The organism is Paenibacillus sp. strain BS8-2 (assembly GCF_054483835.1).
On record NZ_CM137010.1, the window covers coordinates 3341164 to 3366182 of the forward strand.

The window sequence follows — 25019 nt, forward strand, 5'->3', positions numbered from 1 at the left end:
TCGTTAATACAGCGAGATCGTTAGTGTATCGCGTTCGTACAGAGAGTGAAGTGTCGCTTCGCTGCCGATAATTTCGACGCTGATGAGTGAGCTGATGCATTTTTTCAACGCGTTTTTACCAGTTTCAAGCTTACGGTGCAAGATGGTAGACAACTTGTCCAGTGATTGCTTATTGGTATCGGTTAAGTATACGGGAATTGTTTTATTCTGAAACATGAATACGGTTTTCATAATTAGGCAGCCTCCATCCTATGAAGGATCATATTAGCCAATAACCTGAAGGGATTGGCGTATTGTTTCTCCTAGTGTACGGTATAATTCTTAAATGTTTATTAAAAAAAAGTGATAAAATGGTTACAATCTTCTCATAATTGACTGCAAGTCAAGCATCAATTCGTAACCAGTATACCGTAATCATTACATATTGCAAGAGCAAGCTGTCAATTGTGCATAAAAAAGGCTCCTGGAAGCATAATATAAAGGTTCTGTTTAGAGGAGTGATGACAAAATCGCATAAGAATAAACTAATATGACAACTGTTTTTCATTTCATAGGATGTATATAATGATAGAGGTTGAATGAACTAAAGTAAAAGTCATGACAAATCCATATAATAAGGAGTGTAATAGAATGAAAAGAATGGGCATTGGCCTGCAGATGTATACGCTTCGCGACGTAACGGCTGTTGATTTCGAAGGAACTTTACGCAAAGTAGCGGCTATGGGATATGAAGGCGTCGAATTCGCCGGTTACGGGGATATCGAAGCGGAGCAGATGAGCAAACTCCTTAAGGAACTTAATCTTACAGCTATCGGAAGCCATATTGGCTTGCATTTGCTAGAAAATAATCTAGAGAATGAAATCGCTTACCTCAAGACGATTGGAGCGAAATACGCAATTTGTCCTTGGTTGCCAGTAGAAGCTCGCGATACTGAGTCTTGGAGAGGGCACTTGGTCAAATTCGAGCAGTTCGGCAAACGATTCCGTGAGGAAGGCATTGCATTCGCTTATCATAACCACGCGTTTGAATTCGAAGTGGAGATTGACGGCGAGATCGTGTTCGATGCACTTTATAATCGGTTAACTCCAGAGCAATTGCAAGTAGAGATGGATATCGGATGGGTTCAATATGCCGGAGTAGATCCGCTTGCATATATCCGCAAATATACAAATCGACTGCCGCTCCTTCATCTGAAGGACTTCCGTGCGGGAGATAAGGATGCAGAAGGTATTGATACAGTTGAGCTTGGCCGTGGCGATTTGCCGCTAGTACCGATTATCGGAGCGGCTTCCGAAGCGAATGTAGAATGGTTAATCGTGGAGCAGGATACTTGTGCCAATCCACCGCTTGATTCTGTAGCGGAAAGCATGGAATGGATGAAAAATAATTATTTAAACCAATTTTAATCATTATTCCGATAGCATTCGGTACTTTTATGGAAAGAAGGGGAAATCTATGTCTAACGTTCGTGTAGCTGTAATTGGCTGTGGTTCCATCTCCAAATATCGTCATATTCCTGAATTTGCAGCTCATCTTAATGTGGAGCTTGTGGCCTTCGTCGATCCAATTATCGAACGTGCAGAAGAATATGCGGCGAAACATGGCGGCAAAGCGTTCTCCGATTATGAGACGATGCTTGCCGAAATCAAACCGGATGCGGTTAGTGTTTGTACACCAAACGCACTTCATGCGCCAATGTCGATCGCAGCAGCCAAAGCTGGCGCTCACGTTCTTGTCGAGAAGCCAATGGCCGTAACGGACGAGGAAGCGGAAGCGATGATCGAAGCTGCTAAACAAAACGGTGTTAATCTAATGGTTGGCCATAACCAACGTTTCATGCCGCCACATGTGAAGGCGAAACAAATTTTGGAGTCGGGCGTACTTGGCAAAGTATTGACGTTCCGCACTTCGTTTGGTCACCCAGGACCGGACGGCTGGAGTATCGATGGCGCGAATAGCTGGTTCTTCCGCAAAGAAGAAGCAATTATGGGTGCAATGGGCGATCTTGGCGTTCACAAATCAGATCTTATCCGTTGGTTGCTTGACGAAGAAGTAGAGGAAATCGCTGCGCTTGTTGGTACCCTCGATAAAAAAGGAACGCAAGTTGACGACAATGCATCCTGCGTACTTCGTATGGAAAGCGGCGTGATTGGTACGCTGGTAGCAAGCTGGACCTATTACAAAGGTGAAGACAACAGCACAATCCTGTGGTGCGAGAACGGTGTTATGAAGATCGGAACGCATCCTGATGATCAAGTAATCGTTGAATTGCGCAATGGCTCTGTTGAGAAATACAAAGTAGGCGCGATCTCCACGAATGATAAACAAGAGACAAGCGGCGTTGTGGATGCGTTCTTGACTAGCATCTTAACTAAATCTACTCCTGCTGTTTCCGGCGAAGACGGACGCAAATCGCTTAAAGTTATTCTTTGCGCCTTCGAATCGCAAGCAACTGGTCGTTTCGTCAAAGTAAACGGCTAATAGACTGACTCACATTTAAGATCTCCGCCTCCTTTTTCAGGGATGGCAGGAGGTCTTTTTTTGCTTGCAATAATGGGTCAAATGGTGGATGAGCAGATTCTAATAAAGCAGAGAGGGCTTGGGTTTGAGTCTGTTTTGCTAGCGAATGGTATTTTTTGTGCCATGAACACAACTTGGCCCCATGCTAATATAGTTGACGTCGGAAGGTTACGCGGAATCATAAAACTCATTTAGGAGGAATTCATATATGAAAAAGCAATCGATCCGTATCGGGGTAGCAAGTTTGTTAGCCGCATCATTGATAGGAACAGGAATCGTGGCTCCTAAAGTGGAAGCAGCGAATGTTAATGCAACAAACTTCAAACTTCAAGCAAATATAATCAGCTACTCACTTATCAATGATATAGCTTCCAAATATGGCATTGATCTTAGCAAGCTTAATATTTCGTTTAACGGTATTGTTATTACTTGGCCAGGCAATGTTACAAAACCGGTTCCGACACCAGCACCAACTGCGGCGCCTACGACACAGCCGACCACAGCACCAACTGCAGCGCCAACTGCAGCGCCAACTGCAGCACCGACTGTCACGCCTGCTCCAACAACTAAGCCTACAGTAGCACCAACAGCGACGCCAAAGCCGACAGTCAAGCCAACTGCTACACCGGCACCAACAACGGGAACGGACATGAGCGCCTTCCAATCGCAGGTTGTAACGCTGGTTAATCAAGAGCGCGCCAAAGTAGGTCTTAAAGCGCTTCAAATCGATACGCTTCTGAACAAAGTAGCAACAGAGAAAGCAAGAGACATGGATGTGAATAATTACTTCAGCCATACTTCTCCGACATATGGTTCTCCCTTCGATATGATGCGTCAATTTGGCGTGAAATATAACTATGCAGGCGAGAATATCGCTTCTGGTCAACCAACACCAGCACGAGTTATGCAGGATTGGATGAACAGCCCAGGTCATAAAGCTAACATTCTAAATGCGAACTTCACGAAGATCGGCGTTGGATATGTAAACGGTGAGTGGGTACAAATGTTTATCGGTTAAGACTAATTCAGTTAGAACGATCCACAATCGATCAAATGCAGCGGGCACGTTCCATCTCGACAAGGAGCCTGACTGCTGCGGATGATCAACTTTCAGGAGGTACAACGGTTTGAAGACATGGATGTTGACTACTGCTGCCGTAATGTGCGCAGCTACTTTATTCGCAGGAAGCGCGCAAGCAGCCGAACAAACACATAAGATCGAGACCAATGATACATTCTGGGAACTATCGCTTAAATACAAGGTTCCTTTAAAAAAGCTGATGAGTGCCAATGACACGATGAAAGCGAACAATCTGCAATTTGGTGATGTGATCGAGATCCCTAACGAAAAGTCAAAGACAGAGAGCACAATGGAAGCGAAGGAAGTTAGTTCTTCAGCTAATTCTCTTGTGGCGATGACAGTGACTGCTCCTGGTGGAACAACTCATGCTTACAAAAAGGAATTGACCGTTAAAGCTACAGCTTACACGTCAGCCGCTTCTGAGAATGGCAAATGGGGTGCTGTTGATTACTTCGGCAACAAGCTAAAAGTTGGGACGATTGCAGTCGATCCTAAGATGATCCCACTTGGCACAAAGCTGTACGTAACAGGATATGAGTACAATGGATTGCCGAAGGGCGGCATGCTGGCAACCGCAACGGACATGGGTGGTTCGATTAAGGGAAACAGAATCGATATTTTTGTTCCTGGCACGACAGCGCAAGCACAGAAGTTCGGTTTCCAGAACGTGAAAGTATATATTCTGCAATAGTGCGACAACAGATAACAAAGGCGCTCCAGTCGATGGAGCGCCTTTGTAATGTTCTTCAAGGTTCTACGCTAACGATATGCGCGTTTCCCTAACAGCTCGGGGATTGTAACGATGTCGTATCCCTTTCCTTGAAGTTGTTCGATTAAGACGGGTAATGCATCAATTGTTCCTGCCAAGCTTTGTCCTTCTCCGCCTCCGGCATGTTGAAGCACAATGGAGCCAGGCTGCAACGTTTTTCTAATGTTGGCGAGTACCTTGGTGCTAGTTGGATTCTTGCGCCAGTCCTCAGAATCAACATCCCAGTTCACGATGGTGAAGCCAGAGCCTTTGCCCCATTGCACCTGTTGCGATAGAAGTTCCCCGTATGGAGGCCGGATCAGCAAAGGGGATATGCCTGCAATTCGACGTATCACTTCATCCGTTTGCCAAATCTGGGATTGGAATTTATAGATCGACAGCTTGGAAAACACGGGATGGCTATAAGAATGGTTGCCGACGACATGTCCTTCATTCAAAATTCGGCGCAGCAGCTCCGGGTGCTTGGCCGCACGCTCTCCTACAACAAAAAATGTGGCACATATCCGATAACGAGCAAGTACATCTAGAATTTGCGGAGTAAATCTAGGATCAGGTGCATCGTCGAAGGTTAGTGCAATTTGTTTGCGATCACGTGGTCCATTTATAAGAAAAGAATTCGGAAATCGCTTATGGAGGGTGACCCACGACATATCCACTTTTTTCGCAGCAGGTCGTCTTCGTTGACGTGTCTGCTGCTTTTGTTGAGATTTTGGTTTGTTGACATCAATCGTGTTTTGTATCTGCTGCCGTGGCTGACTGGACACAATAATGGATTCCTTTTTCAATTGTTCCGCGTGCACGGCGGTATTTGGAAGGATACCTGAAAACAGAAACAGAAGAGTAACGATCGAAAGCCATTGACGAATAGATTGGCTGTTACACATGGGCACCTTCATCCGTTCTGAATAATTGTTCAAATTGTATAAGGTAGCTTCCCCTATTGTTGACTGCAATATACTGTGCTTGTCAGCCTCGCAGCAACAGCGATCATAAGGATTGACGCACGCAAAATCAAGACAAATAAAAGAGCACCCGCATGGGGTGCTCTATAGTCAGGAAGGTTTATTTCATCTTGAATACTTGAATCGTCCTTTGGAGCTGTGTTGCCATTGATAACATACGTTCCGTTTCTTGAACCACTGCTTGAACGGAGCTGATCTGCTCATTCATAGAGGCCGATACCTGCTCAGTGCCGGCAGCAGATTGTTGAGTAATTGCGGAGATATTCTGGATTGCTCCGGAAATTTGACGCGCACTTTCCAGCATGCCATCACTTTCTTGTGAGAAGGCATAGATTTGTTGTGTAATAAATGCAATGCTTTGCTCGATCTCCTTAAAGATCATTTCGGATTGGCGAATATGCTCGGATTGAAGATTAACCACATCTTCATTGATTTTCATGTTGTTGATTGCCAGTTTAATTCCTTCATCAATGCTTCGTACTAGCGTGAATACTTGTTTAGTCGAAGCTGTAGATTCTTCGGCAAGCTTGCGTACTTCCTGGGCTACTACGGCAAACCCACGGCCATGTTCCCCTGCACGTGCAGCTTCGATAGAAGCATTAAGCGAAAGCAGATTTGTCTGCTCGGCGATATCGGAGATCGTTGATGTAATCGCTGAGATCCCTTGAGCTTTGCGAGCCAATTCTTCAATCGTCGAGGATACCTTCGCTGTGGCTTCGACGTTGCGCTGCATGCCTTCTGCCTGAATCTCAAGCGCTTCTCTGCCTCGACCGACGATAGCAATCGTCTGCTCAGAGCGGACGTTCATCTCCTTGGTGGAGTGGGCATAAGAGCCAACTTTCTCTTCGATCTCGTTGATAGATGTGCTCATATCCGAGACATCTTCCGAAATTTCGTTCGCGCCTGTCGCGAGTTCTCCGGCGGATGCAGCGACCTGCTCCATAGCTGTCATAATACTATTGTTTTTATCAAAGATTCCGCGACTTGTATCAGCGACGTGGCGGATGATGTTCGATGTTTCTGTTAAGATGTCGCGGAGCTTGTCCACCATGCTGTTGAACGAATGACCTAGCTCTCCAGCTCCGCTGCTTGCTGAAGTATCGATCTTCTGTGTGAAATCTCCCTTTGCAATCCGATATGCTGCTCCGGCAATATCATCGAAGGAGTTCGTAATCGCTTTTTCAATGAATGAGACCGTTGGAAACGCAGCAATCGCAAGAACGAGCGAAACAATCGTCATGGCGAGCACGGGTCCGTCGGCGAGCGCTGTCGTAAGAATCGTAACAATGGCAAATAGCGCTAAATTGAAATACGTTTGGATCATTAACTTATTGCGCACGGACAGCGAGTAGTACCATTGGATCATTATGTAAGCGCTCCTTTAATTAGAATACCCATATTATAACACCGAGCACGAAATTGGTCTATAATTGTCGACCTATGAAAAGCGCATACATCGTGGTACTTTGTGCTTAATTATATAGGTCCTTTAACGCAATTGAGAATTCGGAAATTACCAAATAGGTTTTCGGTGAAGAAAATTGTGGTCAATGTTACTATTAATGACAATTCGATGTTTGAAATCGTCATATGGTGTCGAAGCAGCAGAGGGAGAATGTCGAAATACTAAAGGAGGGTTTTGTAATGGAAATGGTATCTCTGGCAAGGCAGGTTGACTTCGTGTTCAGGCAATTGGAAGGTGAGCTAACGAATGCGGCTGCGGGAACGGTACAAATATGCATTCGAAACAATGCTGTAGGTAAATTCGGCCTCAAACATCATCCCATAGAGAGCAGAGACGGAAAAATTGAGGGCGGCGATAAAGGTTTGACGCAAGAGCAAGTACAGGCATTCAGGCAACTGGCTATCGATGCGTTGAAATATAGGAAGGAATGGACGCATGGCGAGATCCTGTATGACTTTTATGTCAAGCCTAGCTCCAATACATGGTCGGCAAGTGTCCTGTACGAGTCAAACTATAACATGGCGGCATGGAACAGTCATTACGTGCCTCAAAGGTCCAAAAGCGCAAACTGGGCATAAGGAATGACTCCTGAGTTTTTACAATTTAACACCAAAGAGCGCCATGAATGAGTTCCCATGGCGCTCTCTGTTTTTGTTAAACTCCAAATTCAAGATCCGGATAGACATATGGCGATTCAGGAGCGTCGATTCGCTCGATTCGCGAAATTTCCAGCATCATAATGTCGTTGTCCAAATACTTCGTAATCCCTAATTTTCCTGTAACGGTTACCCATTCATCCTCATTATATTCGGATGCCTTGGGCCACTCGGTCATCAAGCCGTATGGAATAGCGTCAGCAGAGCAGCAATTCATAGCAAATCTGCTCACTGCGAACCGATTGGCACCCATGTTATCCTCGCGGTAGACAAAACCGGTAATCTGAACATGTTTTCCAATAAAAGCATCCCGGTACAAGTCAAGCGCTGTCAGTGTTTCGATGAACTGATGCTCTGGTACCTCAATCGTATCCTCTTGCGAATACAATCGTTTGGCGAGCGCCGCGTGGTCGATTGTATATTCATCATAAGGAAACAACTCATCCAGTGATTTGCTGGTACTGGCATCTATCACGGCTTCGGGTAAAGCATCCTGGGGAGTGATCGCCGGATTGATGGATTTATTCGAGATTGAACGCGAGACGGCTTGGTTACCGCTAAAGCTGATGCCTTTTTTGGCTGCGAGCGCACTGCCGAGCGTACCGGTTGGCATAAGAAATCCTAATAGCAATGGCAACAGAAAGAGGCTGTAGACAAGCGTGTTTTTGAGTCTTGAGCTCGAATGATGATGATGACCGCAATCACATTCGGCGGCTTTTCGTTTAGCCATTCTAGCCTGTAATGCAGCGTAAACCTGATACACAGCAGCAGCATATAGTCCTATCGCGGATAGTTTGACGAGAAGCTCCATTCTCGGTGCAATGTATAATGAAATGTCTCCAGTATGGAACAAGTACACGATAAGCATGGCGAACCCCGCAAGGAGCAATGCGCGGATAAGGTGTGTTGTCATATTCATAATAGAACCTCCGCAATTAGCGCACCCGCAAGCGTAAGAACAGCGGTCAACGCAATTAATAAGACCACGATCTTAAGTTTGAATGTTGATAACAGCATTAATGTATTCTTGAAATCGATCATAGGTCCGAAAACTAGAAATGCAAGCAAGGGACCTTGCTCGAAGATACCGCTGAACGAAGCTGCGATAAAGGCGTCTGAGGTGGAGCAGATTGACAGAATATATGCAAAAGCCATCATAAACGGATATGCGAGAATAGGCTCGCCAGCGAAACCGGCTAGAACGTCGCGACTTACCACGGTTTGAATAATGGCAGTAAGCAAGGCTCCGATCAATAAGTATTGACCCATTTCAAAAAATTCATCGGATGCATGAGATAACGTCGAGGATGCTCTGGCACGGAAACCGACGCGCTTGGGTTCATCGCTGTGATGATTATGTATGTGTGTATGAGCTGCATGTGTAAAAAGATGTTGCGTTTGCTGAGAAATGTTAAGTTCGACATCAGCACGAAGCGGGCTGCGTTTCATGAACTTGGATAGCAGCAAACCAATTACGACGGCGATAGCGAATGCCGAGATCATTCGAGCATAAGCGATCTCTGGCGTTGTGCGGAACGCCATGAAAGTAGAGGAGAACACGATGGGATTGACAATGGGGCCGGCTAACAAATAGACGATGCCGATATAGGCGGGCATGCCCTTGCGTATCAACCTGCGAACTACGGGAATCATACCGCATTCGCATAGCGGAAATAGAATGCCGAGCAGACCGCCGACTAATACACCTGCAATAGGATTGCGCGGCATAATGCGGCGGATAAGCTCGTCCGTTACGAAAACCTGAAGCAGAGCAGAAAAGATCACACCTAGCAGTATAAACGGAAAAGCTTCTAGCACAATGCTAATGAACAAAATTTTAAACGATTGAAAGTGAGCGGGGTCCTTCATCACTTCCAATATCACTGAAGGAAGCTCCCGGTTGGTCAAAATGAAATACAACATCATTAGGCAGCCTAGCCCGAGAATCGGGGTGCCGACTCGGAATATAACAGTACGTATGATTTGCGGCATAGTATTAACCTCGCTTTGCAACTAATAGTAATGATTACGATAATGAAAGATAACCATACTATAGCCTATGCAAGACATGCTGTCGATAGGACAAGCTAAACTGGCGAATTCTCCAGTTATGAATATAGGTTCTATTGGTTCTGCTGCTTACGCTCATGCTTGCGACGAAGTCTGGCTTTGACGATGAAACCAGTACCAATGCTAAACAATGAGAGAAGCGCAAAGAGCAGGACGAACCAGCCATTATAAACGATTGAGATAGCTGTAGCGCTCATAAACAAGATGGACAGAACAGCAAAAAACATCGACAACGATTTGGACATAAAAGAACACTCCTTTACGCTTTGAAACAGCGTAAAAATATTTTTTGAGCTTGCAGCATAGTTTGTCGCTTCCTGCACATAATAATTTTGCAAGCTTGCAACACACATTTTAGTGCAGAGGACGAAAGGAGAAATACCTAATGGCAGGAAGCAACCAACTTATTGTCCCACAAGCAGCGCAAGCATTAAATCAATTGAAACTCGAAGCAGCTCAAGAATTGGGCGTGCAAATTCCGGCAGACGGCTATTACGGTAACGTGACAAGCCGCGATGCAGGATCCCTAGGCGGTTATATCACGAAAAAACTAGTCCAAATTGCCGAACAGCAATTGTCCGGCGGATACCGTTAATCGATTTTATACACAAAGCAAGCACCTGAAGACAAGCCCAAGGGAAACCTTGGGCTTTTTAAAATTCTAAGAATTTATAAGTTTTTGCATCTTATCGGAGCTTAGAATTCTCGGAATGAAACGCGCTGAGCCGCCAAAGACGGCGATAGCCGTTTCACCTTGGTTCCAACAACGGTGCATTTGTCACAGCTCTGGTTAAAGCTTGATCACTTTGATACTTTGATACAAACAAGCCCCTTCCCATTGTGAGGGAAAGGGCTTGTATTCGTCAATCGGCGAGACTTCCCAGTCTTTCCAGTCTCAGTAGGTGTCCATTCTAAGCCGTTTCATGAGACGTTCATCGCTTAGCCAACCGACGTATGAGCCGACCGTCTCAAATTGTTTGTTCATAAGTAGTACAGCAACAAATGGATATTGTTTGCGATGGCGGTACCGGACATCGGACCATCTAACCTCGTAGCCCCAAGAATGTTCTTTGACATCGGCGCATGCGAAGCTAGTGAAGTACAGGAACGATCGAATAGCGGGATCATTTTTGGATTTCTCTACAGCCGGGTGGTTGGAACAGCGCACGCTATCAAGCCAGCTTAGCTTGTCGCCCCGCAGATTGCCTACGTAAAACGTCCCGTCTTTGCTCTGCTTCACGATATTCCAGATCGACATGGAAATTGTCGGGATTGCCATATACGTATCACTTGGTCGATGGCTGGCATCCAGCTTGCGCAGCCTGCTTACTGTTCGTTTGGCCGCGAGTGTTCGCCAAACGAAGTAGATGGCAAGGAACAAATACATAATTGGGAATACGACTGCGGGATTTACTAGACCTGTCGCCCACAGTAGAATGGCTATTATATGCGTAGTAAAAATGATGGGATCAAAAATGTGGATGATGTTCCAAGATATCCACTTCTCATTAAATGGTCTCATCGCTTGGGTTCCGTAAGCGTTAAAGAGGTCTGTAAAGACATGAAGCACGACGGCGAGCAGCACCCACCCCCCCACATGGAGCCAAGGCAGACTGCCCCTGTAGAAAAGCTGCAGCAGCAGTGTAATCGCAGCAGTCCAGATCAGTATGGCAGGAATAGAATGCGACCTGCCTCGATGATTCCTGATGTAGCAAGCATTACCTTTCAGCCTGAGAAGATTGTCTAGATCCGGCGCTTGCGAACCTGCGACAGTGCCGAGCAGTACAGCCGTCATTACGGCTGGACTTGCTGCAACGACGGGGTCCACGGTGGCAAGCCCGGCGAGCCCAATTCCCATCACGAGATGCGTTCCTGTGTCCATTGGTAAGTTGCGAGCCCCCTAACATGTATGCGGAGTACGGTTAGTTCAAGTGTGAACCCGTCCTGCGCAAATCGAATAGGTTTATTATTACCATAAAGAAGGGCATTTTATGAGAAGAGCTGAGAGGAGTTTGACGCCAATGTTTATAACCTTTGCCGAATATCGGATATTGCCAGCTAACTTGGATATGTACTTAGCTGAAACTAAACGACTGACTGAAAAATTTCACGGGCGAGTCACATTATATGAGGGATGTGATCAGCCAGGTTTGTTTGTAGAAATTTGGAATGCGTCTGATGAGGCGGAAGCAGAGAATATCAAAAAAGAACGCTGTGACCAGCGTTCTCCTTGGGCTATATTGACGCCGCTGATACAGGGCGGCGAGGCCAAATTGCATGTATGGACATTCAAGCCCGCGTTGCCGTCCATCAGATCGTCCATCTCTCTGCATAGGGGGAGCTTTGAGAATGGTGAGGGCGAGTGAGTGCTGGCGGGCTTGCTGTATCTGATCGGAAACTTACTCTCCGTTAGTGCCAGTTGTTCCGCTCACCGGCGTAGTCGGTGTAACGACTGAGCCTTGAAACGGATATTCGTAATTAATGGGTTCATTAAATGTAACGTAGTCGAGATTAAGCATAAGTAGTAGATAACGCATACCTGTAGCTGGATCGCTAATAATAATATGATCGCGGCCCGCAGCTTCGATAATACCTGTAAATATTTTGGCGTTCCATTCGGAGTTGTTCTCGTAAGTCATATAGAATGTAGCCAGTTTGCCGCGGTTAAGGCGCAAAATGTTTTCTACATATGACTCTTCAACCGCCGGAAGTGTAACGATATTACCTCCGCCAGGTGTAACCATGGAGCCGCTTGGCACAGAGCTTGGCGGCATGGACATTGCTTGCGACATACCTCCGTATGGCTGTGCATACATGGCTTGCTGTTGCGGGTATCCTCGGTAACCATACCCGTTGTACCCATAGGAAGGGTAACCGTAAGGGGCTTGCGCATATCCAAAACTTGCGTCGGTCGTGCCGACTGATTGTTTGTAACCGTATTGACTCATTTCGTGTTGATCCTCGCTTTCGTGCAATGGAATTCGGCTTCTTCTTCAATAGGCCGTGCAATGCAATTAGATAAAAGGACTAATAGACCGTTGGACAATCAGCTTGTGTTGGGATATAGAAGCAATGTGCTTTGAAACGTCCAGCGTTGTTCTGGTCCCACCACGTAGAGGGGCAACCTCCGGTCGGGCGAAAGAACCACAACGCGTTGGAAGCTGGATGCTGACGTTCCCCGCCGATGACTCGTTTAGCCAAGCGGATCTCGCTCTCTCGAGCCTTCTGGTAGAAGTAGCTCTTGTGAATGGCTTCGAAACCGCCAGGGCTCTGGTATACCATGTCAGGAATTGAGCGGATGCTCTTGAAGTCGAGGCAATTGCATTGCCTCGCACACGATTGACGCCGACATTGCCGACCATCAACATGCCGAGTTCGCCTTCACCCTCGGCTTCGGCTCGCATCAGCCGTGCAAGCATCCTTGTGTCGTCTGCACTGGTTTTAATAACTGCCATAGCGCTGGAATCTTCACTCCCTTTGTCCTTGGAGTAGGCGTTACACTACATGGTTAATGTATGGAGCGTTGGGCGGAATGGTGACAAAATCAATAAGGTTGGATTTGGCGAATGTAGTGCAAATATGCGTGTCGAATTGATGAACAGTAATGGCGAACATTGTCACAGCCCTTAATTTTCGGTATGATTAGAAACGGTTCATCATTGATAGAGAGACGTATCGATCGTCTTGTCGCATAACTCGGGGGGCTAGCATTTGTGTTTAAGGATTTAATTGCGTTAACGAAACCGCGGCTGCTTCGTCTGAATATGTTCGCCGCATTGGGAGGTTTCTGGGTAGCTTCCAAGTGGGATTTGGATATTCTGCTTATGATATGGATGCTGATCGGCTCGACGCTAATCATGGCTTCGGCTACTGTTGTTAATAACTATTGGGATCGAGAGCTGGATCAGAAGATGGAGCGCACAAGAAACCGTACGCTCCCGCAAGGGAGAATGTCGCCGGGGGGCGTTCTGACTTATGGTATTATTCTAGGAGTGGCTGGACTCGCAACCTTATTTGCACTTGATGTGCTTACAGGTTTGCTTGGTCTACTCGGCTGGTTCGTTTATATTATTGTCTATACGATGTGGCTTAAGCGCAGCTCCACATGGAGCACGTCAATCGGGGGCATATCCGGCGCGATGCCGCCGGTCATTGGATATTGCGCAGTGACAAACGAAGTAGACGCAGGTGCTTGGCTATTATTCGCTTTGCTTTTCTTATGGCAGCCAGCACACTTTTGGTCACTAGCGATACGCCGTGTTGAAGAATATCGAGCAGCTGGCTTCCCGTTGCTGCCCGTCGTCAAAGGCGTGAAACGGACTAAACTTCAGATGATTCCTTATGTGCTGCTGCTGCTGCCGACAGTCGTACTTATTTATACTTACGGATATGCGGGCATCTATTTTCTAATCATTTCGGTTGTGCTAAGTCTAGTGTGGCTGTTTCATACGATCAGCGGCTTACGTACGGCGGATACAGAGAAGTGGGCGAAGTTCAACTTCTTAATCTCGGTTAATTATTTAATGGTCGTGTTTATTGCAATGATCGCGAACACGCTGAAGTAAAGGCATAAAGAGCTTCAAGGAGGACTTTAATTGACATTTATACGCAAATATTCATTTCAGATCGCTGTGCTGGCTCTATGCGTGGCGATGGGCATTTATTTGTTGTTTACATATGTATGGAAACCCGAAGCTCCATTAGGTGTCATCCAAGCAGCGCCAGCGTTCGAGATGAATGATATCGACGGCAATCCTGTTTCTCTCTCATCAACAGACGGCAAGGTGAGGCTTGTTTATTATTACTTCGCCAACTGTCCGGATGTATGTCCACCTACTACGTTCCTATTGTCGCAAGCTCAGGAGAAGCTGCGTGACGAAGGAAAGCTTGGTAACAAGGCGGAGCTGATCTCTATTACCTTTGACCCGGAACGCGATACACCGGATGTCATTCGTAAGTTCGCCGAGCGTACTTCCGCCGAATTGGGCGACGGATGGCATTTCCTTCGAGGTGATAGCGATGAAACGATCAATCTGGCCAAAGAGATGGGGATCGGCATTGTGAAGGATCCAGGAGGAGAGACGTTCTCCCACATGAATCTAATCGTGCTTATCGACAAGAAAGGACAGATCCGTCAGCTCATTAAGGGCAACGATGAGGATTTGACCGCAGATTACATTGTACAGCAGGTCAACAGGCTGTTATAGAAAAGGCGTTTCGATTGAAGTCGTAACGAGAACATCGTTTGTCTTTAGAAATTTTCTTTGTTCCATCTAGGAGCGGGATCCGGCGCGGGATACATGATATACTCGCCGAGTCCCGCTTTTTCTAATTGTTCGATCAAATATTCCTCGGGCGTATGCTCGACGCCAGAATATCCGCGTCTGGTGTATATGTGTTCGGCATCGGGAAATATGTCGCTTAGCATCCCACGGATCCGGCGGCCGGAGGAATCATTGTCCGTAAATACAAAGACATGCCGGTGCCCGGAGTCTTTGCGAATTTTTTCGAGCTGGGCTGCGCCGGGGGTGCCGTATGTACACAATATTTGAATCCGATCATCGATGACGCGTTTCAGTCTGTTTCGGTCGTTCTTGCCTTCCACAACAATGGTTACATCCATGCTGAATCCCCCCTGTAGCTGCTTGTTTCGATAGTGTACCATAAGTAAGAACCTGAAAAACAAGAACGCCGCCTCGGTGCGCAGACCATCATCTGCGCTGAGGCGGCCTCATGTGTTCGTACGGAACGTTAGCGCTCGATTACCAGAATCCAGCACATACGATGATTACGAGCAAGATAAACAATACAAGAACAGTGCCTACGCTGTTGTGGTTGTAGCCGAAGTCTCTGCCTACGCCTGTCATAATGGAGTCACCCCTCTACACTAGCGTTATCGTCTGGCAGCTTGCTCAGTTAGCTCATTTGCTCTAGCCGAATGTCTGCCTGACACAGAATATCCTATGTGCGGAGGAGACGAATGCCTTGTGCGTTTACCCAGTTTTAGAAAAATGGGTGTTTGGCTCCATTGTTTTGAACTTATAGAAGGGGAGCAGACACAAGGCAAGCATTAAGACGATGAATGCAATGTAATAAGGGGATACCTCGTCACGAAGCTGTCCCGCAAGCATCGGCCCCAGAAAGGCGCCGACTGAGAAGGCAATGGAGAGAACCGAGAATGTTCTTCCGTACCGCGCCCCTCCGCTAAGCTCGATCAGGAGTGTTGATAATGCTGGCAAAATGATTCCTTTCGCCATGCCGACAAACAGGAGCAACACGGCTAAAGGAAGCGGCGCCTCGGCAGCGATGCCGAAATAAACGAGCGCAAGAAAGAGTGCTCCCCATAATGTTCGACGGAATGCAGGGAGCCGGTTAAGGAATAACATACTGAGCGTAATGAGCGCTCCAATGCTGACAACGGAGAAAAGCAGGCCAGTCGTCATCATCTCGTCTCTCGATTTGGCAAGCAGCGGCAGCTCAAAGGAGAGGATGCCTTGCGAGCAGCTGATGGCAACAGGCAACAGGTAGATCAGCCATGGAATAGGAACAGATGTACTGCTCGCGGGATTGGTAAGTTTTCCGGATTCGGAGCGAGACCTAGCGGTTAGTAATTGGCCGTTTGCAGGAGGAGCGCTGCTCAGTTTGCGGCCAATCTCTTTGATAAAAATGAGTGCGCAGATTGCTGTGCCGATTAGGATCCAGCCGAGAATCGTAAAGGCTGTGCTAAAGCCGATCTTGGCGACCAGATAAGCGCCGGCTGCGGGAGAGACGACAGAGGCAAGTGTGTGCACGAGCCCGTTGCCTGCCATCAGTTTTCCTTGTTCGGTAATGTCGCTAGTCAGCCTTGCTAGCAGCGATAAGCAAGCTGGGGACAAAAAGGCGAGCACAAAACCGCTGATTGAACGCAGCAGCAGGAGCTGCCAGGGATCTGTTACATAGGCCTGGAATAACAGGATAACGCCTGCGCCTAGCAAGCTGAATACGATAAAGAGCCTGCTTCCGTAACGATCGACGCCGTATCCCGCAAGCAGATTGCCGGGAAGGTGAGTAATGGAGTACATGCCCATCATGAGCCCAATAAAGGATGGCGCGGCTCCGATAGAAATTGCAAATGGCGTTAGAATGGGATATTGAGCATGCAGGTCAAAGAAGGCAACAAACAAAAACAAATAGAGCCATAAAGCGGTTCTCACTATGGGTTCCTCCTTGCTCTCTGTACATATATCTACTTGTACGCCTTCTTGGGACAGGATATGTCTCCCGATTAAGAAGGCGCCGTTTACGCCCCATGTGGCGTAGGCTATAATGTTTGGTAACGGCTATGAATTAGAGATATAATGAGGAGGGTTATGGATGGATTTTTTGGATTTTTCATCGTATGACACGGACACATGGACAACATTCTTTCAGGACAACTGGCTTGTGCTTGCCATCGCGCTAATTATTCTGCTTATCATCGTTCGTTTGGTCAAGACGGTGGTCAAGTGGGCGCTTGCGGCGGTGATCATTATCGGCGTTGTGCTCTACAGTGGTTATTCTTTGGATGACGTCAAAGACATTGGCACCAAAATGATGGATACGGTTAAGCAGGAAGCGGTAACGGCAATGATTGGCGAAGTGGAGAATGCAGAGTATAAGGCTAACGCGGATGGAACATTCACTGTCACAACAACAAACGTCGAGCTAACGGGCAAAGCAGGGGAAAACGAAGTGAAGGTATCGCTTAAGGGAGCCCCGGCAATTACAATCCCTCTAGACGACACGATTAAGACGTTTATTGAACAGGCAAAACAAAAAGGTTAACGTGCAGGCCAAGCGGCCCCGCATGGATGGGAGTGATCACACATGCAGGATGATCCGCAAAAGCGGGAAATCGACAATCGGCGGAACTTCTCGTTTCGCTTGAACTTTTTTTTCTTTATTACATTCGCTTTGTTTAGTTTGCTAATTGTGAGACTCGCTGTCCTGCAATTCGTCGAAGGCCCCACTTTAAGTGCGGAAGGGCTGCGTAAGAGCACGAGGAACGACTCGATTGCACCGATCCGGGGCAATATCTACGACTCCACGGGATATCCGATTGCGTATTCGACTTCTACCCAGTCGCTCTACTACAACATTCAACCGGGCAAAGGCTACAAGGAGAAAGCGGAGGAAACGGCGCGGCAACTCGAGCAAATTTTTGCTGAGCTCGGTGATGGAGATGCCAAGCAGGCAATGAAGTATGACGATATTATTTGGCAGATGGATCTAGGATTTTCTAGAAATATTATTTCGACGCCACGCAGGCTTAAATCCGGGCTTTCAAACAAAGAAGTCGCTTACTTTATGGAGAACCGAACAAAGTTTACGGGTATAGACATCATGGAAGAGAGTGTGCGGAACTACGACCAAAGCTCAATCGCGGTGCAATTAGTCGGTTACCTGAAGAAGTATAAAGGCGTTCGAGTTAACAACGAATTTTATACGAAGAAAATGGAAGAGACCGAGCCTACTCTTAAATATTTGGAAGAAGAGGAAGTCGGGTTAGACGGACTGGAGTTTATGTATCAGGACATTCTGCGCGGCAAAAATGGATTGAAGTCGTATCCGGTTAACAATCAGGAGCAAATTATCGGACCGATGCAGATCACGAACCCGGAGAAAGGCGCGGATCTGTACTTGACGATCAACAAAAACGTACAGCTCCACACGGAGAAGTCGATCATGAGCCATCTGGAGAAAATCCGGAACTCGACTAACAAGTATGAGAAAGCCGAATTTGCTCAAACGGGCTTCGCCGTAGCGATGGAGGTTGACACAGGCAAGGTAGTCGCAATGGCGAGCATGCCAGATTATGACCCTAACATTTGGGCAGGTGGCCGAATAAGTCCGGAGGATTACAAAAACTTCGGCAACGTATTGCCTAACGGCACGATCAGAACGGTCTATGGACCATACGAAGACGAGGCTGAGCGAGCGCAGCATCCATCGTCGATCGTTCCTCCAGGCTCGACGCTCAAACCATTGTCGGTGCTGATTGGATTAAACGAAGGATTGTTCACAACGTCTTCGACTTATAATGATACAGGCTTGTTCACATACGGCAAAAAGGGTTACGAGACTAACATCACCAACTCGCAAAAAAAATCATATGGTTTGCTTGATGGTGCTGGAGCAATCGCACACTCATCCAACCCGTTTATGGCGGCTATGATAGGCGATAAACTGTACAGAAGACCCGCGGTAAATGGCAAGTCAGGCGTTGAGATTTGGGATAGCTACATGAAGCAATTCGGACTAGGCGTTTCGACTGAGAGCGGGCTGCCGAATGAAATTCTGGGCATTATCGAATATTTCCATGAAGCGGAAGTGGGCAGTGCGCAGTCCGCTTTGATCCAGGCATCATTCGGTCAGCAGGGCCGTTATACCACATTGCAGCTTGCTCAGTATACAGCTATGCTGGCGAGCAGAGGCACACGCCTCAAACCGCAGTTCGTAAATGAGATCAAAGATTCGGACGGCAATCTAATCCAAGGATATACGCCGCAAGTGCTCAATACCATCGATATTCCTGAAGCTTACTGGAAAGAAATCGAATCCGGCATGGAACAGGTTAATGTACAAGGCTTCGAAGGCTTCGGTTACGAATACCGCAGGAAAACGGGAACGTCAGAGCAGCAAGTATCGAAGCGGGATGCGGAGAATTCGGTGTTTATCGCGTATGCACCAGCAGATAATCCAAAGCTGGCAGTCGCAGTAGTAGTGCCTGATGGCGGTTTCGGCAGTTACGGGGCAGCTCCTATCGCGCGTCAAATATTCGATGCATACGATGCGGAGATCGGCTTGACAGGTACGCCGAACAAAGCGCTGGCTGCACAACTTGCTGCGGCTGCAGCGGGCAATGCAGCGGGCAATGTAGCAGTTAATGGAGCAGGCAACACAAACGTATCCGGCACGGAAGTTGCGAACACGGACTAACCGACCGGTAACAATGTCGATTAGAAGCAATAAAGGGTTATGGACAGCCAGTAAGTTCTGGCTGTCCTATTTTTTTTGATGCTTACCAGAAATGAATATGGAACGAGACTAGCCCAGAAACAATAAAGTATTTAAAGTGTTCTAGGCGATAATAGGAGCTTCAAAAGTTCGGGTTAATGCCAATCGGTGCAAGATACTTACGCAAGGATGATTACGGACGAGCACGTCAAAAATAAATGTTGCGCAAGAGAAACATTTTTGTGTATTATTAAAAAAAAGGCGCTAATTAAATTCTTGTTGCTTGAGGAAAGAAGTTTGTCCTCGGCAAATAACCGGATGTAGCAGCGATACGAGCATAACCAAAGGCACACTCACTAAAGACGCGCAGATCATTTTCAGTGAAAGCCAATCGAATCAGGAGGGAATCATCTCATGAAGCACAAATTGAAAGCCAACTCCGCGGTAAAAAGGTTTGTTATGACAATATTGTTTCTATCGTTCACCGCCATCGCGGTAGCGGCGTGCGGCAGCGAAGAAAACGGAGCGCCAGGAACGAATGGAAAAATAACCGTGACAACGACGACAGGCATGATTGCCGATATTGTGTCGGAAGTAGGCGGCGAACATGTAGCTGTGACTGGACTGATGGGACCTGGTATCGATCCCCATTTGTATAAGGCTTCACAGGGAGACGTGAAGAAGCTGGACGGAGCGGATATCATCTTCTATAACGGTCTCCATTTGGAAGGCAAGATGGCGGAAATCTTCGAGCGGTTGGAAGAGAGAAAACCTGTTGTGGCGGTATCGCAAGATATCGATGAGTCGATGCTCCACGGAGATCCGAATGCCAAAGGCGGGGCGACCTACGATCCGCATATTTGGTTCAACGTGAAGTTATGGATGTCAGCTGTTGAAGTTGTGAGAGATACACTGAAGGAGCATGACCAAGAACATGCGGACTATTATGAGTCCAGATCTACAGACTATTTGGCAGAGCTGGCCGAACTGGACGCATATGCAAAAGAACAAATCGGACTTATTCCCGAGGAGAGCCGGATTCTGGTAACGGCGCATGATGCATTTGGTTATTTTGGCGAAGCTTACGGACTTCAAGTAGTTGGCCTGCAGGGGATGAACACGATGTCGGAATATGGTTCCAAGGATGTAGCAGAGCTCAGGGACTTCCTGGTCGAGAAGGGCATCAAAGCAGTGTTTGTAGAGTCCAGTGTATCCACGAAATCTATTGAATCGGTAATCGAAGGCGCGAAGCAGCTTGGTCATGAAGTTGTGATCGGTGGACAATTGTACTCCGACGCCATGGGAGATCCAGGTACGGTGGAAGGTACTTATGTGGGTATGGTCAAACATAACGTAGATACAATTTTGAAGTCGCTCCGCTAATCGGAGGTTGCGAAAGGAAAGGAAGGGATAACGATGGCTCTGGTAAAAACATTACGCGATACCGGCACGGAAAACGGTGCTCCTTTATCGATCAACGGACTTAGCGTTGCCTATCAGAAAAAGCCCGTCCTGAGAGGTGTCACCTTCGAAATAAAAGAAGGCGAACTAATCGGCGTGATTGGTCCCAACGGCGCTGGCAAATCAACGATGATGAAAGCTGCGCTTGGCCTCATTCCGACAATTGGCGGTGAAGTGACCGTATACGGTCGCAGCTTGAAGAGCCAGAGACATCTAATCGGTTACGTGCCGCAACGGGAGTCGGTTGACTGGGACTTCCCGACGAACGCACTGGACGTCGTTCTGATGGGGACATACGGCAGACTGGGCTGGTTTCGCAGACCCGGTGCCAAGGAGAAGGCATTTGCGCTTGAATGCCTGGAGAAGGTCGGAATGGCTGATTTCGCCGATCGTCAAATCAGTCAGCTGTCCGGCGGACAGCAACAGCGTGTATTTCTGGCACGTGCGCTTGCACAAGACGCCAAGCTATATTTTATGGATGAACCGTTTGCTGGTGTGGATGCCGCTACCGAGAAAGCGATTATTACACTTCTTCAGGAACTCAAAAAACAAGGCAAAACGGTGATCGTCGTCCATCATGATCTCGCGACAGTCGAACAATATTTTGATTCCGTGCTGCTGCTTAACGTAGAGGTTCAAGCATATGGACCAACGGCGACTACATTTACGCAAGAACAATTGCAAAAGACGTACGGAGGCAGGCTCGCTTTTTTGGACCCGGGAAAGCTGGCTATATCAGGTGTTAATACCGGGGGGAATGGACAATGAGCAACTTCTTCGGCATGATGTCTGATCCCAATATGCGCTGGATCTTCTTCGGCTGCTTGCTGCTGGGTCTCAGCTCAGGTGTAATTGGAAGCTTCTCCTATCTGCGCAAGCAAAGCCTTGTCGGTGACACACTCGCCCACGCTGCGTTGCCAGGCATTTGTATTGCGTTTATGCTGACCGGTGTAAAGTCCATTGGTGTTTTTCTGATCGGGGCAGGCATCGCAGGGATGATCGCGACGTTCGGAATCGGCTTTATTACGCGGCATTCCAGATTAAAGCAGGATGCGGCGCTAGGTATCGTTCTTAGTTCTTTCTTTGGACTCGGTATCGTTTTGTTAACGTTCATTCAGCATGGGGATTATGGCAATCAGTCCGGTCTCGATAAATTTCTGTTCGGGCAAGCGGCTGCGATGGTCTCCTCTGATGTAGTGACGATGTCCATCGTGTCCGTGTCGCTAGTTACAGTCTGCACCTTGCTGTTCAAGCAATTTAAGCTCATATCGTTTGATCCGGGATTCGCCAAAGGGCTTGGTTATCCGGTTGCGCTCCTGGAGCAATTGCTCATGCTGCTCGTGGTCGTTGCAGTGGTCGCCGGTATTCAGGCGGTTGGCGTCGTCCTGATCGCAGCATTGCTTATAACTCCGGCTGTGTCTGCCCGTTACTGGACGAACCGGCTTGGCGTGATGGTTGTGTTGTCCGGCGTATTCGGAGCACTCAGCGGCGCACTTGGCACATGGATCAGCTCCTCGGTTTCCAATCTGCCGACAGGCCCAGTCACTGTATTAGCCGCAACGTTCCTGTTCGGTCTGTCGGTACTGCTTGGTCCGGAGCGCGGGTTGCTCGCCAAGCGACTCCAACGCGAGCGCGTGAGGCGGAGATTTATGTTGGAAAATGAAGCGTCTCTCATAACCGCTGCGGAGCAAGTGAAAGGAGGGACGGCAGGATGAGCGACTTTTGGATACTGTTAACGGGCAGTCTTGTTGCTGCATGCTGCGGAATTGTTGGTGTATTCCTGGTACTGCGCAAGATGGCGATGATTGGTGATGCGATCAGCCATTCTGTCATGCCGGGTATCGTCATCGCTTTTCTGCTTAGCGGATCCCGTGATTCGCTGCTGATGATGTTCGCCGCCCTTCTGTTCGGATTGCTGACGACTTTCCTAATCGGATTGTTTCAACGAAGCGGCATTCAATCAGACGCCTCGATTGGCGTCGTATTTACTTCCTTGTTCGCGATTGGCGTTATATTAGTAAGTTTGTTCGCCAGGCAGGTTCATTTGGATCAAGACGCAATTCTGTATGGTGAGATCGCATTTGTCCATTGGAATATATGGGAGGTTGGCGGGGTTAGTCTCGGTCCGAAAGCAGTGTGGCTGCTAGGCGTGACTTTGCTGGTTATCGGTACGGTGATTGGTCTGTATTATAAGCAGTTCAAGTTATGTGCGTTCGACCCTGCGCTTGCCGCCGCGATCGGGATTCCTGTAGCACTGTTCCACTATATATTGATGGGTCTGGTTTCTATGGCGACAGTCAGCTCATTCGAGAGTGTAGGGGCAATTCTAGTCGTCGGCATGTTGATCATACCGGCTTCTACCGCCTATCTCTTAACAGATAGGCTCGGTATGATGATTGTACTCAGCGTCGTGGTCGGAATTGTCAGCACGTTTGTCGGCTACGGAGCATCTATTTTATTGGACGCTTCGATTGCAGGCTGCATCATTACGGCTGCCGGATTATTATTCGTTGCGACGTTCATGCTGTCCCCTTCGCACGGCTTGATCAGCCGTAAGCTTCGTCAACGCAAGCTGGCTTCCGAAGCGACGCAACAAGCCAGCGCAGTATAACGCGAAAATTCTTCCATAATTTATGTGCTCAGTACAGGCCGCTGCTCCCGCTATCAGAGGGAAAGCGGCCTGTTTGCGTATGGAAAGATGGTGAAATTAGGGGGCTTTTGATCCAATTTATCAATTTCCTATCATTTGGTTTCTCACCGTTTTGTGCTAAAATGATCTGGTGCCTGTTGGATAAAGGAGATGACATCATGACGAATTATAAATTGCTTGCGCTCGATATGGACGGTACGCTGCTGAACGAGCTTAGCGAGATCAGCGAAGAAAATGCAAAGTGGATACAAAGGGCGCTAGACGCCGGAGTTACGGTCAGTTTCTCTACAGGCCGGGGATTCGAGAGCGCACTGCCATTTGCGGAGCAGCTGAATCTGACGACGCCGATGATTACGGTCAACGGAGGAGAAGTTTGGGCGAAACCGCATGTGCTGCATAAGCGTACTGAACTAAGTCCGGTATATGTGAAGAGGCTGCATGAGCTGGCGCTTCAATATCCAGAGGTTTGGTTCTGGGCGTACACCACTGTCTGTATCTACAACAAGGAACGTTGGTTCGAGCCGGGACAGGATTACGACTCATTCCATTGGCTGAAATTCGGATACTACACAGAGGACGATGCAGCAAGAGAGGCGATCTTGGCTGAGACACAGAGCTGGGAGGCGTTCGAGATTACAAATTCTTCGCCGCATAATATCGAGTTAAATCCGCTTGGTGTATCCAAAGCTACCGGATTACGCGAATTATGCGGGCTGCTTGGTATCGAGATGAGCCAGGTGATCGCGGCAGGCGACAGCTTAAACGATATTGCTGCGATTCGTGAAGCGGGTCTCGGTGTGGCGATGGGCAATGCGCAGGAAGTCGTCAAGGAAGCAGCGGACTACGTTACGTTGACCAATAACGAAGACGGAGTTGCCGAAATCATCAAGAAATACATATTCGGAGGCGCTGTGTAGTGGACATCTTAGGCTGGACGTTAATCGTGCTGTTGTTTGTGGTCGGCATGATCGGTACAGTCTATCCGATCTTGCCTGGAGTGTTGGCCGTATACGCCGCATTTTTTGTGTATGGCTGGTTTTTCACGTTCGGAGATTTTGATTGGATATTCTGGACGATTCAGACGCTGATCGTGGTTGTCTTATTCGTTGCGGATTATGCTGTCGGCGCCTGGGGCGTCAAGCGTTTCGGCGGTACGAGAGCATCCGTGATCGGGAGCACCATCGGCATCATTGTCGGACCGTTCGTCATCCCTGCTTTCGGTCTAATCATTGGTCCCTTCGCGGGAGCGGTAATCGGAGAGCTGATGGCGGGCAAAAGCTTTGAGCAGTCCATAAAGGCGGGCTGGGGAGCACTTGTTGGACTGTTTACAAGCGTTGTTGTGAAGGTGATTCTGCAGCTTGTCATGATCATCCTGTTTGTTTTGTGGCTGGTCTTTTAACTGAGATTCA

General features: G+C 47.7%; 28 protein-coding genes and 1 pseudogene. 17 read left to right on the plus strand and 12 right to left on the minus strand.

Going from position 1 to position 25019, the window contains the following annotated elements; all coding sequences use genetic code 11:
- Nucleotides 1-3: 3 nt before the first annotated feature.
- Nucleotides 4-231: a 3-dehydroquinate dehydratase gene (locus ACX1C1_RS14320; RefSeq protein WP_458952863.1), complete on the minus strand. Its 228-nt coding sequence runs from the start codon at nucleotides 229-231 to the stop codon at nucleotides 4-6.
- 399 nt (nucleotides 232-630) lie between these two features.
- Here ACX1C1_RS14320 and ACX1C1_RS14325 point away from each other — a divergent pair, with 399 nt between their 5' ends.
- The 4 genes from ACX1C1_RS14325 (at nucleotide 631) to ACX1C1_RS14340 (ending at nucleotide 4293) form a co-directional block, all read left to right on the plus strand.
- Entirely contained in the window at nucleotides 631-1407 is a 777-nt protein-coding gene (locus ACX1C1_RS14325) for a sugar phosphate isomerase/epimerase family protein (protein ID WP_458952864.1), read from the plus strand.
- A 49-nt stretch (nucleotides 1408-1456) separates the two neighbouring features.
- The gene (locus ACX1C1_RS14330) at nucleotides 1457-2482 is read left to right on the plus strand and encodes a Gfo/Idh/MocA family protein (RefSeq protein WP_458952865.1); all 1026 of its coding nucleotides are present in this window, start codon (nucleotides 1457-1459) and stop codon (nucleotides 2480-2482) included.
- 247 nt (nucleotides 2483-2729) lie between these two features.
- Nucleotides 2730-3539: a CAP domain-containing protein gene (locus ACX1C1_RS14335; RefSeq protein ID WP_458952866.1), complete on the plus strand. Its 810-nt coding sequence runs from the start codon at nucleotides 2730-2732 to the stop codon at nucleotides 3537-3539.
- A 109-nt stretch (nucleotides 3540-3648) separates the two neighbouring features.
- Nucleotides 3649-4293 (plus strand): 3D domain-containing protein, encoded by a 645-nt coding sequence (locus ACX1C1_RS14340; RefSeq protein ID WP_458952867.1) that lies wholly within the window; start codon nucleotides 3649-3651, stop codon nucleotides 4291-4293.
- A 68-nt stretch (nucleotides 4294-4361) separates the two neighbouring features.
- Here ACX1C1_RS14340 and ACX1C1_RS14345 read toward each other — a convergent pair whose 3' ends face one another.
- Nucleotides 4362-5135: a polysaccharide deacetylase family protein gene (locus ACX1C1_RS14345; RefSeq protein WP_458952868.1), complete on the minus strand. Its 774-nt coding sequence runs from the start codon at nucleotides 5133-5135 to the stop codon at nucleotides 4362-4364.
- A 298-nt stretch (nucleotides 5136-5433) separates the two neighbouring features.
- The gene (locus ACX1C1_RS14350; protein WP_458957686.1) at nucleotides 5434-6696 is read right to left on the minus strand and encodes a methyl-accepting chemotaxis protein; all 1263 of its coding nucleotides are present in this window, start codon (nucleotides 6694-6696) and stop codon (nucleotides 5434-5436) included.
- A 281-nt stretch (nucleotides 6697-6977) separates the two neighbouring features.
- On the opposite strand from ACX1C1_RS14350, the gene ACX1C1_RS14355 reads away from it, so the two are divergent.
- Entirely contained in the window at nucleotides 6978-7376 is a 399-nt protein-coding gene (locus ACX1C1_RS14355; RefSeq protein WP_458952869.1) for an O-methyltransferase, read from the plus strand.
- Nucleotides 7377-7452: 76 nt separating this feature from the next.
- Here ACX1C1_RS14355 and ACX1C1_RS14360 read toward each other — a convergent pair whose 3' ends face one another.
- The 3 genes from ACX1C1_RS14360 to ACX1C1_RS14370 all read right to left on the minus strand — a co-directional run bounded on the left by ACX1C1_RS14360 (nucleotide 7453) and on the right by ACX1C1_RS14370 (nucleotide 9769).
- Nucleotides 7453-8373, minus strand: coding sequence for a TIGR03943 family putative permease subunit (locus ACX1C1_RS14360; RefSeq protein WP_458952870.1), 921 nt, complete (start codon nucleotides 8371-8373; stop codon nucleotides 7453-7455).
- Nucleotides 8370-9446 carry a permease gene (locus tag ACX1C1_RS14365; RefSeq protein ID WP_458952871.1) on the minus strand — a complete coding sequence of 359 codons (1077 nt, stop codon included), beginning with the start codon at nucleotides 9444-9446 and terminating at the stop codon, nucleotides 8370-8372. Before ACX1C1_RS14365 ends, ACX1C1_RS14360 begins: the two co-directional genes overlap by 4 nt.
- 131 nt (nucleotides 9447-9577) lie before the next feature.
- Complete coding sequence (locus ACX1C1_RS14370; protein WP_458952872.1) at nucleotides 9578-9769, minus strand: hypothetical protein; 192 nt, start codon at nucleotides 9767-9769, stop codon at nucleotides 9578-9580.
- Nucleotides 9770-9909: 140 nt separating this feature from the next.
- On the opposite strand from ACX1C1_RS14370, the gene ACX1C1_RS14375 reads away from it, so the two are divergent.
- Nucleotides 9910-10119 (plus strand): small, acid-soluble spore protein, alpha/beta type, encoded by a 210-nt coding sequence (locus ACX1C1_RS14375; protein ID WP_458952873.1) that lies wholly within the window; start codon nucleotides 9910-9912, stop codon nucleotides 10117-10119.
- A 300-nt stretch (nucleotides 10120-10419) separates the two neighbouring features.
- On the opposite strand, the gene ACX1C1_RS14380 is transcribed toward ACX1C1_RS14375, so the two are convergent.
- Nucleotides 10420-11406: a metal-dependent hydrolase gene (locus ACX1C1_RS14380; RefSeq protein ID WP_458952874.1), complete on the minus strand. Its 987-nt coding sequence runs from the start codon at nucleotides 11404-11406 to the stop codon at nucleotides 10420-10422.
- A gap of 139 nt (nucleotides 11407-11545) precedes the next feature.
- On the opposite strand from ACX1C1_RS14380, the gene ACX1C1_RS14385 reads away from it, so the two are divergent.
- Nucleotides 11546-11890, plus strand: a complete 345-nt coding sequence (locus tag ACX1C1_RS14385) for a hypothetical protein (RefSeq protein WP_458952875.1) — start codon at nucleotides 11546-11548, stop codon at nucleotides 11888-11890.
- Between the two features lie 33 nt (nucleotides 11891-11923).
- On the opposite strand, the gene gerQ is transcribed toward ACX1C1_RS14385, so the two are convergent.
- Both gerQ and ACX1C1_RS14395 read right to left on the minus strand, forming a co-directional pair.
- The gene (gene gerQ, locus ACX1C1_RS14390; RefSeq protein ID WP_458952876.1) at nucleotides 11924-12472 is read right to left on the minus strand and encodes a spore coat protein GerQ; all 549 of its coding nucleotides are present in this window, start codon (nucleotides 12470-12472) and stop codon (nucleotides 11924-11926) included.
- A 79-nt stretch (nucleotides 12473-12551) separates the two neighbouring features.
- Nucleotides 12552-12979: pseudogene (locus tag ACX1C1_RS14395) on the minus strand (cell wall hydrolase).
- A gap of 258 nt (nucleotides 12980-13237) precedes the next feature.
- Between ACX1C1_RS14395 and cyoE the strand changes: the two are divergent.
- Both cyoE and ACX1C1_RS14405 read left to right on the plus strand, forming a co-directional pair.
- The gene (cyoE, locus tag ACX1C1_RS14400; protein ID WP_458952877.1) at nucleotides 13238-14089 is read left to right on the plus strand and encodes a heme o synthase; all 852 of its coding nucleotides are present in this window, start codon (nucleotides 13238-13240) and stop codon (nucleotides 14087-14089) included.
- Nucleotides 14090-14119: 30 nt separating this feature from the next.
- Nucleotides 14120-14731: an SCO family protein gene (locus ACX1C1_RS14405; protein ID WP_458952878.1), complete on the plus strand. Its 612-nt coding sequence runs from the start codon at nucleotides 14120-14122 to the stop codon at nucleotides 14729-14731.
- A 44-nt stretch (nucleotides 14732-14775) separates the two neighbouring features.
- On the opposite strand, the gene ACX1C1_RS14410 is transcribed toward ACX1C1_RS14405, so the two are convergent.
- From ACX1C1_RS14410 to ACX1C1_RS14420, 3 genes are all read right to left on the minus strand, one after another.
- Nucleotides 14776-15147, minus strand: coding sequence for a toprim domain-containing protein (locus ACX1C1_RS14410; protein WP_458952879.1), 372 nt, complete (start codon nucleotides 15145-15147; stop codon nucleotides 14776-14778).
- A 139-nt stretch (nucleotides 15148-15286) separates the two neighbouring features.
- On the minus strand, nucleotides 15287-15391 hold the full coding sequence (locus tag ACX1C1_RS14415; RefSeq protein ID WP_458952880.1) for a YjcZ family sporulation protein: 105 nt from the start codon (nucleotides 15389-15391) through the stop codon (nucleotides 15287-15289).
- Nucleotides 15392-15517: 126 nt separating this feature from the next.
- On the minus strand, nucleotides 15518-16717 hold the full coding sequence (locus tag ACX1C1_RS14420; RefSeq protein WP_458952881.1) for an MFS transporter: 1200 nt from the start codon (nucleotides 16715-16717) through the stop codon (nucleotides 15518-15520).
- Between the two features lie 160 nt (nucleotides 16718-16877).
- Between ACX1C1_RS14420 and ACX1C1_RS14425 the strand changes: the two genes are divergently transcribed.
- From ACX1C1_RS14425 to ACX1C1_RS14460, 8 genes are all read left to right on the plus strand, one after another.
- Nucleotides 16878-17327: a hypothetical protein gene (locus ACX1C1_RS14425; protein ID WP_458952882.1), complete on the plus strand. Its 450-nt coding sequence runs from the start codon at nucleotides 16878-16880 to the stop codon at nucleotides 17325-17327.
- A 42-nt stretch (nucleotides 17328-17369) separates the two neighbouring features.
- Nucleotides 17370-19481 carry a peptidoglycan D,D-transpeptidase FtsI family protein gene (locus tag ACX1C1_RS14430; protein WP_458952883.1) on the plus strand — a complete coding sequence of 704 codons (2112 nt, stop codon included), beginning with the start codon at nucleotides 17370-17372 and terminating at the stop codon, nucleotides 19479-19481.
- Nucleotides 19482-19913: 432 nt separating this feature from the next.
- A complete protein-coding gene (locus ACX1C1_RS14435; RefSeq protein WP_458952884.1) occupies nucleotides 19914-20882 on the plus strand; it encodes a metal ABC transporter solute-binding protein, Zn/Mn family in 969 nt (322 codons plus the stop codon).
- A gap of 33 nt (nucleotides 20883-20915) precedes the next feature.
- Nucleotides 20916-21728: a metal ABC transporter ATP-binding protein gene (locus ACX1C1_RS14440; protein ID WP_458952885.1), complete on the plus strand. Its 813-nt coding sequence runs from the start codon at nucleotides 20916-20918 to the stop codon at nucleotides 21726-21728.
- Entirely contained in the window at nucleotides 21725-22675 is a 951-nt protein-coding gene (locus ACX1C1_RS14445) for a metal ABC transporter permease (RefSeq protein WP_458952886.1), read from the plus strand. Before ACX1C1_RS14440 ends, ACX1C1_RS14445 begins: the two co-directional genes overlap by 4 nt.
- On the plus strand, nucleotides 22672-23571 hold the full coding sequence (locus tag ACX1C1_RS14450; RefSeq protein ID WP_458952887.1) for a metal ABC transporter permease: 900 nt from the start codon (nucleotides 22672-22674) through the stop codon (nucleotides 23569-23571). The genes ACX1C1_RS14445 and ACX1C1_RS14450 overlap by 4 nt, the downstream gene beginning before the upstream one ends.
- A 197-nt stretch (nucleotides 23572-23768) precedes the next feature.
- The gene (locus ACX1C1_RS14455; RefSeq protein ID WP_458952888.1) at nucleotides 23769-24527 is read left to right on the plus strand and encodes a Cof-type HAD-IIB family hydrolase; all 759 of its coding nucleotides are present in this window, start codon (nucleotides 23769-23771) and stop codon (nucleotides 24525-24527) included.
- The gene (locus ACX1C1_RS14460; RefSeq protein ID WP_458952889.1) at nucleotides 24527-25009 is read left to right on the plus strand and encodes a DUF456 domain-containing protein; all 483 of its coding nucleotides are present in this window, start codon (nucleotides 24527-24529) and stop codon (nucleotides 25007-25009) included. Before ACX1C1_RS14455 ends, ACX1C1_RS14460 begins: the two co-directional genes overlap by 1 nt.
- Nucleotides 25010-25019: the final 10 nt, after the last annotated feature.

Excerpts from the sequence above, each read along its gene's own strand:
- gerQ (WP_458952876.1), bottom strand. The coding sequence starts at position 12,472 with ATGAGTCAATACGGTTACAAACAATCAGTCGGCACGACCGACGCAAGT.
- ACX1C1_RS14425 (WP_458952882.1), top strand. The coding sequence starts at position 16,878 with ATGGATTTTTTGGATTTTTCATCGTATGACACGGACACATGGACAACA.
- ACX1C1_RS14335 (WP_458952866.1), top strand. The coding sequence starts at position 2,730 with ATGAAAAAGCAATCGATCCGTATCGGGGTAGCAAGTTTGTTAGCCGCA.
- ACX1C1_RS14440 (WP_458952885.1), top strand. The coding sequence starts at position 20,916 with ATGGCTCTGGTAAAAACATTACGCGATACCGGCACGGAAAACGGTGCT.
- ACX1C1_RS14435 (WP_458952884.1), top strand. The coding sequence starts at position 19,914 with ATGAAGCACAAATTGAAAGCCAACTCCGCGGTAAAAAGGTTTGTTATG.
- ACX1C1_RS14455 (WP_458952888.1), top strand. The coding sequence starts at position 23,769 with ATGACGAATTATAAATTGCTTGCGCTCGATATGGACGGTACGCTGCTG.
- ACX1C1_RS14430 (WP_458952883.1), top strand. The coding sequence starts at position 17,370 with ATGCAGGATGATCCGCAAAAGCGGGAAATCGACAATCGGCGGAACTTC.
- ACX1C1_RS14355 (WP_458952869.1), top strand. The coding sequence starts at position 6,978 with ATGGAAATGGTATCTCTGGCAAGGCAGGTTGACTTCGTGTTCAGGCAA.
- ACX1C1_RS14410 (WP_458952879.1), bottom strand. The coding sequence starts at position 15,147 with ATGGATGTAACCATTGTTGTGGAAGGCAAGAACGACCGAAACAGACTG.
- ACX1C1_RS14360 (WP_458952870.1), bottom strand. The coding sequence starts at position 8,373 with ATGAATATGACAACACACCTTATCCGCGCATTGCTCCTTGCGGGGTTC.
- ACX1C1_RS14385 (WP_458952875.1), top strand. The coding sequence starts at position 11,546 with ATGTTTATAACCTTTGCCGAATATCGGATATTGCCAGCTAACTTGGAT.
- ACX1C1_RS14375 (WP_458952873.1), top strand. The coding sequence starts at position 9,910 with ATGGCAGGAAGCAACCAACTTATTGTCCCACAAGCAGCGCAAGCATTA.
- ACX1C1_RS14330 (WP_458952865.1), top strand. The coding sequence starts at position 1,457 with ATGTCTAACGTTCGTGTAGCTGTAATTGGCTGTGGTTCCATCTCCAAA.
- ACX1C1_RS14380 (WP_458952874.1), bottom strand. The coding sequence starts at position 11,406 with ATGGACACAGGAACGCATCTCGTGATGGGAATTGGGCTCGCCGGGCTT.
- ACX1C1_RS14415 (WP_458952880.1), bottom strand. The coding sequence starts at position 15,391 with ATGACAGGCGTAGGCAGAGACTTCGGCTACAACCACAACAGCGTAGGC.
- ACX1C1_RS14365 (WP_458952871.1), bottom strand. The coding sequence starts at position 9,446 with ATGCCGCAAATCATACGTACTGTTATATTCCGAGTCGGCACCCCGATT.
- ACX1C1_RS14320 (WP_458952863.1), bottom strand. The coding sequence starts at position 231 with ATGAAAACCGTATTCATGTTTCAGAATAAAACAATTCCCGTATACTTA.
- ACX1C1_RS14370 (WP_458952872.1), bottom strand. The coding sequence starts at position 9,769 with ATGTCCAAATCGTTGTCGATGTTTTTTGCTGTTCTGTCCATCTTGTTT.
- ACX1C1_RS14445 (WP_458952886.1), top strand. The coding sequence starts at position 21,725 with ATGAGCAACTTCTTCGGCATGATGTCTGATCCCAATATGCGCTGGATC.
- ACX1C1_RS14450 (WP_458952887.1), top strand. The coding sequence starts at position 22,672 with ATGAGCGACTTTTGGATACTGTTAACGGGCAGTCTTGTTGCTGCATGC.
- ACX1C1_RS14325 (WP_458952864.1), top strand. The coding sequence starts at position 631 with ATGAAAAGAATGGGCATTGGCCTGCAGATGTATACGCTTCGCGACGTA.